The organism is Citrobacter sp. RHBSTW-00570 (assembly GCF_013739755.1).
GTDB lineage: Bacteria > Pseudomonadota > Gammaproteobacteria > Enterobacterales > Enterobacteriaceae > Citrobacter > Citrobacter braakii.
On record NZ_CP056399.1, the window covers coordinates 2292450 to 2304172 of the forward strand.

An 11723-nucleotide genomic window follows, 5' to 3' on the forward strand; every position below is an offset into this window, starting at 1 on the left:
TGACGCCAGCCTGACAATTCTGTCAGTTAACCCTTATTATGGTGACGCTGCTTTGTCTTTTCTAAAAATAAGGCCCCAAAGCGAAAACCGTGTCATTAATGAAAATAAAACAATAATGGCCAGGTAGCGTAGATAAAAAAGTAGGGCAGATTCATCGTAATCGAAAAAGGAGAAATCGACCTTCATCAACAAATAATCGAGATAGTCCCGGTTTAGTAATTCGTACAATCCCAGTAGAGCGATTAGCGAAAAAACTCCTGGCATCATGACATTTGCATAGAATGAATTGCTGGAGATGTTCAGGACCCGGCAGAAAAAAGTCGCCAGCATTTTCCAGTGCAACCCGATATGCAGCGCTAGAATGAGCATTCCCCAGTGGACCGACGTCATGTGTACTTTCCTGATCCAGCTCGCCGGGTTGTGGAACGCCAGGTCCAGAAGGATATGTCGGGACAGCATCATGCCCGATACAATCGCGGTCAGAATGACAACGAATGTCACTGCATTAATGATTCTGTTAACTACCAGCATGGTTAACGGAATATTGGGCGACAGTGACCACAAGCGATGCCGGTTAAGATATAAATGCAGCATGATGAGCAGCGTAAAAATAATACCCGCCCATTCATGCACGATTTCACCGTGAAGGTGAAATCCCATCAATACCAACAGAAGTAACGTCATCAGCGCATCCTGCATGACCTGGAAAATATAAATTTTCTTCATGTCGAGGGATTAACGCTGTGGCTGGACTTGTTTTACCCATTGCTCAACCTGCGCGGGTACGTCAGGAGCTGAAATATCGTTGCGCGAGATCGCGAGCGCACGAGTGACTAATTTGGCCTGTGGCTGCATGCGAGCAATTTCTCGCAGGGAGTCGGCTAACCTGCTGCCACCATGGGTGGTAAAGGGAACGACCGTTTTGCCTGCAAAGTCATTTTGCTCAAAGAGGCTGTATATCACCATTGGCATGGTATACCACCAGATGGGGTAGCCGACGTAAATGGTGTCGTAACTGCTCAGGTCAGGGAGCGGCGTTTTTAGCGAGGGTCTGGCTTTCGTTTGCTGTTCCTTTTCGGCAACGCGCAAAAGTGCATCATGCTGGCGAGGGTAGGGAGTGGCGGTTTCAATGCGAAACAGGTCGCCGTGAGTCTGCTTCTGAATCAGTTGCGCAATAAACTGCGTGCTGCCAGTCTCTGGCGTATTTTTTTGTAATACGCTGGCCCCGGAAAAACCATCCACGGCACCAGGTTTCATCTCCTCTGGTTGTGAAAAGTAGATAATCAGCGTGCGGGCGTGTGCGGATGAATCCTCTGATGCGAACGCGGGCTGCCCCAGAAGCCCCATGACCATCATCGCCAGAAACCCGCTAAATACCTTTTTCATTCTCACTGTTTCATTCCTTCAATCAGCCGTGGTGAGTATCAGCAGTGATTCTGGCGCAGATAGCCTGACATCAGACTGACGACTCTCTGACAATTTTGTCAGAAGTCTTTGCGCGCGGAGATCCCGATTTTGTCTCTGAAATCAGTCTCCCGATTCGGATAGCGTCAGGCTGTTTAGCAAACGTCAGGCCAAAGGTATTGATACCGTTCTCGCTACGGGCAAAGACATCTCCCCGGTGCATAATGGCGACGGCACGGACAATCGACAGGCCCAGCCCATGATGGGTATCACTCCTGGCTCGGGAGGTGTCAACACGATAGAACCGTTCGAAAAGCCGGTGTAAGTGCTCTGGCGCTATCGGATCGCCAGGGTTAGAAACGTCTACACAAACTTGATTGCCTTTTTCGCTTAAGCGCACCGTAACCGTGCTATTGGAGGGGGAATGCCTGGCGCTATTTTCCAGCAAATTAGCCAGTGAACGGTGAAACAGCCACCTGTCGATATGCGCCGTGACGTCGCCCTCAACCTCCAGCGAAAGCTGTTTTTCAGCAAAAGAGGGTTCAACATATTCCGCTGTTTTCAGGGTTTCTTCTCGCAGGGAGACTTGCGTAAGCTGGGAAGCATGTTCACCCGCGTGCGCATGAGACAGGAACAGCATGTCGTTAACTATCGACGTCATGCGTTCAAGCTCCTCCAGGTTTGAACCCAATAACTCTTCCAGTTCATCTTGTGAACGTCGGCGTGATAGCCCGAGTTGCGTCTGACCGATCAGGTTAGTCAGCGGAGTACGAAGTTCATGCGCAACATCGGCATTAAAGCTCTCGAGCTGTCGCCAGGCGATTTCCTGACGCTCTAACACACCGTTAAATGATGATGCCAGTTGCTGCAGTTCTTCGGGCAACGCGCAGGTATTCAGGCGCTGGCCATGGTCACCTGGTGCAAGGTGTTGTGCCTGCTGACTGAGCATGCCCACCGGACGCAGGCCAATCCGTGAAACAACGTATCCCAGTAAGGCGACAATCAGTACGCCCAGCGCGGCAATAATCAGCAGCGTTCGTGTGAACGCATCAAGTGTGCCCATATACGGCGTAGAGTCGATGGCAACCACATAGCGCAGCTCAGGCCTTTCACCGTTGGCGGGGATGGTTTTCACTAACAGGAACAGTGAGCATGCACCTTCCGATGCGCCGGGCACTTTATTAAATCCCTCCTGCAAAGAAGACCACTGAACGCCCACCGGTGGTATTCCCCCCATGCTAAAGCGCGGGTTATCGCTCACTATCCAGTAGCGAACGCGCTCACCTTCAGAATTGGTTAGCAGAGTAAATTTATTAGCCAACGTCGACCAGCCGTCAGCCGAGGTTCGTGCGGCGATCCACGGACTCATTAATGATTCCCGGAACAACAGTTCGTTGTGCATCTGCTTTTGCAAAGAGTCATGTAAGGAGCTTCTGAGCAGGATACCGATAATAGACACAATCAGCAGCGCGGATAAGGCAAACATCAGCGCCAGGTGAACGGAGATGGAACGTTTAGGCATGCTGAGCCTCTTCATTTATTCCGACCGGACTTCGAGGACATACCCCATGCCACGAACGGTATGTAACAGTTTGACGTCGAACGGGGTATCCACTTTGGCTCGCAGACGTTTAATGGCGACTTCAACTACATTGGCATCGCTGTCAAAATTCATGTCCCATATCTGCTCAGCAATCATCATTTTTGACAGGATCTCCCCCTGATGCCGGGCCAGAAGACTTAACAGGGAAAACTCTTTTGCGGTCAACTCAAGTCGCGTTCCGGCGCGAAATACGCGGCGGGCCAGCAGGTCGAGATGCAGATCGTGAATTTGCAGTTGGGTGATGTCTGCGCCATCCGTGGAGCGGCGACGCACCAGAGCCTGAATGCGCGCCACCAGTTCAATCAGCGAAAAGGGTTTAGGGAGATAATCATCCGCGCCAAGCCGAAGCCCTTTGACGCGCTCGTCGACCGAACCGCGGGCCGAGAGCATTAGTACCGGCGTCTGTTTGACGGCCCGCACCCCCTCAAGTACCCGGTAGCCATCCATCCCCGGCAGCATCACATCAAGGATTATCGCGTCGTAGTCAAGCTCCAGTGCGTAATGAAGACCTTCAGCGCCATCTGCAGAGACATCTACCGTAAATCCGGATTCACTCAACGCACGGTTGAGATAGGTTGACGTTTTTTCTTCATCTTCGACTAGCAACAGGCGCATAACGGGATTTCCTCTTAACTGTTCAATCGGGCTTATTCTGCCTCTTGATTGCCAACATAAAGCTGACGCTTACCTGACAGCATTGTCAGAAACATGAAGCCATCTCTGCCTGTTTGCTGACAAAAATGTTATTTACCTGTCACGATGCTGACAGGCCTCTCTCTCTAACCTGAGTCTGCACATTTAAATCCGCAAGCCTGAAACTCATCGGGAGAGACCATGAAATTCAATCTGTTAACTGCAATACTGCTCACGGCAATAACCGGGGCCACCTCAGTCAATGCGGCTGATTACAAAAAAAATCCATTCACCCTGGCCTATGACGGTGCCATCACTGAGAACGTCAAAGGCAAGGTCAACATTCATCCGGTGAAGTACGATCTGCATGGCATTCAGATAGCTGCGAATGTCTATACCCCTGCTAACTACGATCCCGCCAAAAAATATCCTGCCGTGGTGGTTGCACATCCGAATGGCGGCGTAAAAGAGCAGGTCGCAGGCTTGTATGCCCAGCGTCTCGCCGAACAGGGCTACATCACGATTACTGCCGACGCGGCTTATCAGGGCGCGAGCGGTGGGATGCCTCGCAGCGTGGATAAACCCGCTAATCGCATCGAGGATATCCACGGCATGGCTGACTACATCAGCCAGTATCCGGGAGTGGATACTTCCCGCCTCGGTCTGCTGGGTATTTGCGGAGGCGGCGGTTATTCACTTGTTGCGGCCGAAACGGATCAACGGTTTAAATCGATTGCAACCATCAGCATGTTTAATTCAGGCCTGGTGCGCCGCAACGGTTTTCAGGACTCACAGCTGGATACTATTCAGCAGCGTCTTCAGCAGGCTTCTGACGCACGTGCTCAGGAAGCTTCCGGAGGCGAAGTCCTGTACTCCGGTGATGCCAATCTGACTGATGAACAGATCGCTAAGTTGCCTTTTGCCTTATATCGACAGGGCTATGAGTACTACTGGAAAACTCACGCGCACCCGAACTCTACGTTTAAATACACGACAAGTAGCCTGTTAGATTTGATGAGTTTTGACGTTACGGACCATATCAACCTCATCAATAAACCGCTGCTGATGATTGCTGGTACAAAAGCGGATACGCTCTATATGACGGAAGATGCGTTTGCGAAAGCCACCGGTACAAAAGACAAAGAACTCTTCCTGATCGATGGCGCTACCCATATCGAGACGTATTGGGTTCCTGAGTACGTCGACAAGGCTTTGCAAAAGTTAGACGTCTTCTTCGATAAGAGTATTTAACCCCTATCAGACGATACCTTTGGCCAGCCACTCAGGCTGGTCATATCAGGACATAATGAGTGTGTCCGCATGTGACCAAGACTAACGAAGTCGGGAGGAAAGATAATTACGCACATTAAATAGCCGCTATGAATGAAATTCATAAAACGGCAGGGACATCTGAGGATTATTATTTGCCTGTAAGGTTTTACTTCGTGGTCCAGGCCAACTTTAGGTTTAGCATTACGGCATTGAGTGCCTCCTTATCCAGCATGGCTTCGGCACGCAGCTTCTTGAGGCGGGCGTTCTCCTCTTCAAGCGACTTGTTCGTCGGAAAAAACTTTAAAATAATACTTAAGGCGTTAAATGCTAATGCCCGACGCCTTTCAGGTTACTTGCAGGACGGTCACAGCGGGAAAATGCAAACACGGTTGTGCTATTAGTCAGATACACACCTTTTAACTTGCAAAGAAAAGCTATAATCTGATGTCGTCAACGCAAACTATAAGCTCAATGAGAGAATATACAGGAACAGAACTGGAATAATCGCACTTTCAGGAATACAAAGGAGCACCAGGATGATATATCTGAATTTTGACAGAGCTTATCTCTGATAAGCCAAATTAATAGTCACGCTCAGATGCTCAAACTTGCGTTTTGTGGTTTATGTAATATATAAGGGAAAATATATGAAATTCAACAATGTAAGACTGTTAGTCAAAGATTACCGCAAATGTTTCAATTTCTACACCCAGAAGCTTGGTTTGGAAGCTGTCTGGGATATTGAAGATTGCTATGCCAGCTTCAAAGTCGCTGAAGGTATAGAAGGCCTTGCTATCTTTACTTCTGATCTGATGGCACCAATTATTGGAAATGCTGACAGAGACAAATCGATAATATATCGCGAAAAATCAATGGTTTGTTTCGAGGTTGATAATGTAGATGAAAGCTTTGAGGCCTATTCGTTAAAAGGGATTAAATTCATTAACGAGCCAATGGATATGCCAGAATGGGGTGTGAGAGTGGTTCATCTGTACGATCCGGAGGAAAACTTGATTGAGTTATTTACGCCGCTTGGAGGCTAACAGGGGTGTCATTACTTGAGGCATAACACCCGACTGTTGATACACGGTTATCCGGACCAACACTAAACTCGTTGGGGACTGCAGACGTTTTGGCTATCGCATATATGACACCTCTGTATAGCTGAGGTCAGCATGCCTGCAACTGCTCCGTCATGTGCCCCCTAACTTCTCATTCGTGCTTCCTATTTCAAGTAGATTCCCCTCTGGATCGGAAATATAAAAATTTCGGATGCCAAAAGAAAGCGTCATTGGTCTACCTGCAGAAAATTGCAATTTCGACTTTAACTCTTTACTTGCAAATAATGGTTATTATCACCTGATAATATAACTGAGCTAATTCACTTATTACTTAACCACCTTTAGCTAAATTCGCAAAATCCCTTTTATTTCTACTAAAGGTGAATTGTAATGATGTGATTGATGCGCATCCCATTATATTCTTTGCTTACGCTTAATAACGTCTTAATTCAAGAATGAGATTACATAAACACGAACAGAGCTGTTGTGACCGGTTTCCCATTGATTAAGACACTCGTATTTAACCGTCGCCGCTGCCAGCCAGGTAACCGTCAGGCTTTTTTGAACGTGCACTGACCATCACCCGTGAACGCTACGCTTATTTTGGGCCAGCGAGAAGCTCGCTGAGGCTTATGGTCTTTGACCCTATGATATCGTCAAAACAGCTTAATAACTTTCCGATTTGCTGAGGATTCAGTGCCTGTTTGTGCTGTGTCTTATTGGCGGGGAGGGCCTTGCGCACAGGCCAGACAGGATCACTATCAGCTCTAAGTGTCGCGACTGCTAACTCGAAAACTGATGAAATGGTTCGACGAGCTTCAGCGGCAACGGTCGGAGCGCCGCGCTTAGCCGTTTCCTGAAGAATTTTAAGGATGTGGTGTGGAGTGATCTCTCTGACTGGGAGCTTACCGGTTGCGGGAAAAACTACTCGTTCAAGCATATCAAGTCGGCGCGTTTTGGTGATTTCGGCCCAGTCTTTCATCTGCAACCACTCTTTTGCGATTAGCTCAAAGGTGTTGGATGCGTCGTTGACCTTGCGAATCTTATCTAACTGACGAGCCTGTGTTGGGCTAACTCCATCCGCGACCTGCTTTCGCGCTTGCTCGCATTTCTCGTGGGCTTCGGCAAGTTTGACTGTCGGGTTCTCACCCAGCGCAAACATGCTGGATTTACCGTTGAGTCTAAACCGATAGCACCATGCCTTTTTGCCATTGGGTTTCACTTCGAGGTAGAGACCGTTGAAGTCATTGAGACGATAGAGTTTTTCTTTAGGCTTGGCAGTGCGTATCAGTGAACCAAACGAGCCTTGTTTATTTATTATACCGTTATTGTACTCACTTAAAATGAAGATGGAAGAATGTTGTACTCATCCGTGTACTCATTTTTGACTGCGTTATTATGAGATAACTTGAGACGTTATGAAATGAAAAATCCACGCAATTGCGTGGATTTTATGGGGTTTTCCATTTTTCATGCGATTCACTGAGATCGCATGAGACAACAGAAACGGCTTAGACGTTGAACAGGAAGTTCATCACATCGCCATCTTTAACGATGTAATCTTTACCTTCTGCACGCATCTTACCGGCTTCTTTCGCGCCTTGTTCACCTTTATAGGTGATGAAATCTTCAAACGCGATGGTTTGTGCGCGGATAAAGCCTTTCTCGAAGTCAGTATGAATTTTACCCGCCGCCTGCGGAGCCGTTGCGCCAACAGGAATGGTCCATGCACGAACTTCTTTCACGCCAGCGGTGAAGTAGGTCTGCAGGTTCAGCAGTTCGTAACCAGCGCGGATAACGCGGTTCAGACCAGGTTCTTCCAGACCCATTTCAGCCATGAATTCTTCACGGTCAGCATCATCGAGTTCTGCGATGTCAGCTTCAACGGCAGCGCAAACTGCAACAACCACGGAGCCTTCAGCTGCGGCGATTTCACGCACTTTATCGAGGTATGGGTTGTTTTCAAAACCGTCTTCGTTGACGTTGGCGATATACATGGTTGGCTTCAGCGTCAGGAAGCTCAGGTATTTGATAGCCGCTTTGTCTTCATCGGTCAGCGTTTTCAACGCACGCAGCATGCCAGCGTTTTCCAGCTGTGGCAGGCATTTTTCCAGTGCGGCCAGTTCCGCTTTAGCGTCTTTATCGCCGCCTTTAGCCTTCTTCTGTACGCGATGGATAGCGCGCTCACAGGTATCCAGGTCAGACAGCGCCAGTTCGGTATTGATAACCTCAATGTCGTCAGCCGGATCCACTTTGTTATTAACGTGGATGATGTTGTCGTTTTCAAAGCAGCGAACCACGTGGCCGATAGCTTCGGTTTCACGGATGTTAGTCAGGAACTGGTTACCCAGACCTTCGCCTTTGGACGCGCCTTTTACCAGACCGGCAATGTCGACGAATTCCATCGTTGTTGGCAGGATACGCTGCGGTTTGACGATTTCGGCCAACTGATCCAGACGCGGATCGGGCATCGGGACAACACCTGTGTTCGGCTCGATAGTACAGAACGGGAAGTTTGCCGCTTCAATACCCGCTTTTGTGAGCGCGTTGAACAGGGTGGATTTGCCTACGTTTGGCAAACCGACGATACCGCATTTGAATCCCATGTTTAAATCACCTTAATCTTTTGATATTCAACCTGTTATGGAAAACAGATTGTAGAAAAGTAAATAACTCTGCCTATTATACACAGCACGCGAGAAAAATGCCGCACATCGCTGCTTATTGCGCTTTAAAGGTGTGTAACCGGCTCGTTGCCTTGGTCAGGCCATCTTTGAATAAAATCTCGGTACAACGTGCCGCTTCGTCAATTGCTTCATCAATTAACTTCTGTTCTGAAACAGGCGGTTTGCCTAAAACAAATCCGACAACTTTGTTTTTATCACCCGGATGACCAATTCCCACGCGTAAACGATGAAAGTTGGGGTTATTGCCCAACTTGCTGATGATGTCTTTCAGGCCATTATGTCCGCCATGACCGCCACCGAGCTTAAATTTTGCCACGCCAGGCGGCAGGTCTAATTCGTCGTGCGCGACCAAAATTTCATCGGGGTTGATACGATAAAAACTGGCCATCGCACCCACGGCCTTGCCGCTGAGATTCATAAATGTGGTCGGTACCAGCAAACGGACATCTTCCCCTTCGAGCGTTACTCTGGAGGTGTAGCCGAAGAATTTCGGCTCATCACGCAGGGGCGCGCGTAATCTCTCTGCCAGTAAATCGACATACCATGCGCCTGCGTTATGTCGCGTTGCCGCATACTCTGCGCCGGGGTTCGCCAGGCCGACAATCAATTTAATCGTCACGTGTTTTGTCCTGAGTGTTTCCATAAACGACGTGTAGTTTACTGTCTGACGCTGCTCTTGACAAAAAACTGCGTTCTAATCGCCAAAAACTGAATAATTGCACAAATGGACTATTAGAAATTGAGTATGTTCAGTAGCTTATTTGTAAAGTTTTGTTGCGCGAGTGTTTGTAATTGTGATCGCTCCCGCACTTGCGAACGGCAGTGTTGTCTATACTTTACACATAAGGATTAGGGGTATTCCCTGTAGCAACCCAAAGTTCCGGAGGTGACACATGAAACGCAAAAACGCTTCGTTACTCGGTAACGTGCTCATGGCTTTAGGGTTGGTGGTGATGGTGGGGGGGGTTGGTTACTCTATTTTAAACCAATTGCCGCAATTTAATCTGCCACAGTTTTTCGCACATGGTGCCGTGCTCAGTATTTTTGTAGGTGGTGTTCTGTGGTTGGCGGGAGCCAGAGTGGGCGGGCACGAGCAAATCAGTGACCGTTACTGGTGGGTACGCCATTATGACAAACGCTGTCGTCGCGGTGATACCACTCATCGTCATAACTAAATCGTTTCCCGGCAGAGAGGGCTGCGGTTTGAATACAAAGTCCTGGTTGAAAAACCAGGACTCTGCTTGTTCATTATCCTTGCATAGAACGCACTTTTATATTCGCTATGGAATATAAGAAACGTTATTCGAATAACCGATAATGTAACGTTTTAACCGCGCTATCCGCGTCTTCAGCGGGCAACAGGAAACACAGGTTGTCATTTGACGCGCCGTGGCAGATCATTCGCACTGTATGCCCTTCAAGCCAGGCAAAAACGTCTTTGCAAACTCCCGCCGCCTGAGTCAGTCGATTCCCCACCAAAGTCACTAATGCCAGTCCGGTTTCCACTTCCACACGACAGTGGGAGGATAATGCGGTAAACAATGCGCTGGTCAGTATATGATCTTCACCTGAGGTAGCGTGAGTCGCGTCCAGCGCCAGCGCAATACTGTTCTCTGAGGTTGTAACCAAATCCACCGTGACCGCGTGGCGAGCTAAAATGGCGAAGGACTGCGCCAGGAAAGAACCTGACGGTTGTGTCTCCAGACTATGCAATCGCAACAGCGTCTGTTTACGGCGCACGGCAAGCGCACGATAGCGAGGTGGGTTGTCGGTGGTGTTATGCACCAGCGTACCACCGGCAGCAGTATCCTTACTTGAGCCAACAAACACCGGAATGCTTTTGCGCATTGCCGGAAGCAGCGTAGCCGGGTGGAGGACCTTCGCACCGAAGGCGGCCATATCGCTGGCCTCGGAAAATGAGATGTGGTCAATCCGTTTGGCCCGCGGCGCAATGCGCGGATCGGTGGTGTAGATCCCTGCGACATCGGTCCAGATGTCCACGCGTGCGGCGTGAAGCGCCTCACCGAGAAGCGTCGCCGTGTAATCACTACCACCGCGTCCCAGCGTAGTGGTATGCCCTGCGGCATCCCGGCCGATAAACCCCTGGGTCACCATAATCGCTTGCTCAAGACGAGGGCGCAGGTGAGTCTCCACCAGGTGGTGCAAGGTACTGAGTTCGGGTTCGGCGCAGCCGAAACTCGAGTTGGTACGCATCACGCTGCGGGCGTCAAACCACCCGGCCTCGGCATGCCGTTCACGTAAGACTTCAGTAAACAGTAAAGAGGACATCAGCTCGCCGTGACTGACCAATTCATCGCTTAGCGCATCAGACGGTGAAACGGTCGCCGTTTGTGCAAGATGGCGGATGTTGTTGAGAAGATTATCGATTTCCGTGCTGATAACGGACGGCTGCTTCAGGCGGGAAATAATGTTGTATTGGATGGCGCGTAAGGTCTCAAGCTTATCTAATTGTTGATGCGTTTCCAGACCTTCAGAAAGCTCGACCAGTAAGTTTGTAACGCCTGCTGAAGCAGACAGTACGACTAAACGGACATCTTGATCAGCAAGGACAATGCTGGCGCTTCGGTTCATCGCATCAAAATCAGCGACGCTGGTGCCGCCAAATTTGGCAACGACGGATGGTGGATAAATGCGAGTCATAACAATCTCATATCAGGGCGCCATAAAAGTATGGCTAGAAAATTTTCATTCTCGGCATAAGGGGAAACGGTGTTCGCCTTACGAAATGTCCGCCCGCGAACATTTCTGCTGACAACCCAGGGAATTCCTGTTGTCGAAAACGCGTGTCGCCTGTACGCGTTACCGGGTGCTGCGCATTAATTTTATTTACATAGCCTGCAAATAAGCGCGCCATACTAAGTGATTTATATTTAGGGATCGACTTTTTTATTCGATTTATCGACAAATAAGTGAAAAATCATGTCGTAACAAGAAAACGCGTACATTATTAATGGTAAAAACGTGTAAAAAAATAATAAAAACATGAAAATCACATGGTTTTTATAACATCGTATGCGTTGCAATTGGCTACGGTAATTGTTA

Annotated in this window: 10 protein-coding genes and 1 pseudogene; 3 read left to right on the plus strand and 8 right to left on the minus strand. The window is 48.8% G+C overall.

Annotated elements, in window-relative coordinates; all coding sequences use genetic code 11:
- Nucleotides 1-36: 36 nt before the first annotated feature.
- The 4 genes from HV237_RS10895 to HV237_RS10910 form a co-directional block, all read right to left on the minus strand.
- On the minus strand, nt 37-684 hold the full coding sequence (locus HV237_RS10895; RefSeq protein ID WP_052951271.1) for a DUF4405 domain-containing protein: 648 nt from the start codon (nt 682-684) through the stop codon (nt 37-39).
- A 51-nt stretch (nt 685-735) separates the two neighbouring features.
- The gene (locus HV237_RS10900) at nt 736-1356 is read right to left on the minus strand and encodes a flavodoxin (protein ID WP_196406176.1); all 621 of its coding nucleotides are present in this window, start codon (nt 1354-1356) and stop codon (nt 736-738) included.
- A gap of 100 nt (nt 1357-1456) precedes the next feature.
- A complete protein-coding gene (locus HV237_RS10905) occupies nt 1457-2926 on the minus strand; it encodes a heavy metal sensor histidine kinase (RefSeq protein ID WP_047358264.1) in 1470 nt (489 codons plus the stop codon).
- A gap of 15 nt (nt 2927-2941) precedes the next feature.
- On the minus strand, nt 2942-3622 hold the full coding sequence (locus tag HV237_RS10910) for a heavy metal response regulator transcription factor (protein ID WP_046275295.1): 681 nt from the start codon (nt 3620-3622) through the stop codon (nt 2942-2944).
- 219 nt (nt 3623-3841) lie between these two features.
- On the opposite strand from HV237_RS10910, the gene HV237_RS10915 reads away from it, so the two are divergent.
- Together HV237_RS10915 and HV237_RS10920 are read left to right on the plus strand one after the other, a co-directional pair.
- Nucleotides 3842-4891, plus strand: a complete 1050-nt coding sequence (locus HV237_RS10915) for an alpha/beta hydrolase (protein WP_016153322.1) — start codon at nt 3842-3844, stop codon at nt 4889-4891.
- A gap of 668 nt (nt 4892-5559) precedes the next feature.
- Entirely contained in the window at nt 5560-5955 is a 396-nt protein-coding gene (locus HV237_RS10920; RefSeq protein WP_047358262.1) for a VOC family protein, read from the plus strand.
- 670 nt (nt 5956-6625) lie between these two features.
- Here HV237_RS10920 and HV237_RS10925 read toward each other — a convergent pair.
- From HV237_RS10925 to pth, 3 genes and pseudogenes are all read right to left on the minus strand, one after another.
- A pseudogene (locus HV237_RS10925) lies at nt 6626-7264 on the minus strand (integrase arm-type DNA-binding domain-containing protein); the annotation flags it as partial.
- Nucleotides 7265-7484: 220 nt separating this feature from the next.
- Nucleotides 7485-8579 carry a redox-regulated ATPase YchF gene (gene ychF / locus HV237_RS10930; protein WP_016153303.1) on the minus strand — a complete coding sequence of 365 codons (1095 nt, stop codon included), beginning with the start codon at nt 8577-8579 and terminating at the stop codon, nt 7485-7487.
- Nucleotides 8580-8694: 115 nt separating this feature from the next.
- Nucleotides 8695-9279: an aminoacyl-tRNA hydrolase gene (pth, locus tag HV237_RS10935; RefSeq protein WP_016153302.1), complete on the minus strand. Its 585-nt coding sequence runs from the start codon at nt 9277-9279 to the stop codon at nt 8695-8697.
- 274 nt (nt 9280-9553) lie between these two features.
- Between pth and ychH the strand changes: the two genes are divergently transcribed.
- The gene (gene ychH, locus HV237_RS10940; RefSeq protein ID WP_016153301.1) at nt 9554-9835 is read left to right on the plus strand and encodes a stress-induced protein YchH; all 282 of its coding nucleotides are present in this window, start codon (nt 9554-9556) and stop codon (nt 9833-9835) included.
- A 124-nt stretch (nt 9836-9959) separates the two neighbouring features.
- Here the strand turns inward: ychH and lysC are convergent, their stop codons facing one another.
- Nucleotides 9960-11321 carry a lysine-sensitive aspartokinase 3 gene (gene lysC, locus HV237_RS10945; protein ID WP_016156744.1) on the minus strand — a complete coding sequence of 454 codons (1362 nt, stop codon included), beginning with the start codon at nt 11319-11321 and terminating at the stop codon, nt 9960-9962.
- Nucleotides 11322-11723: the final 402 nt, after the last annotated feature.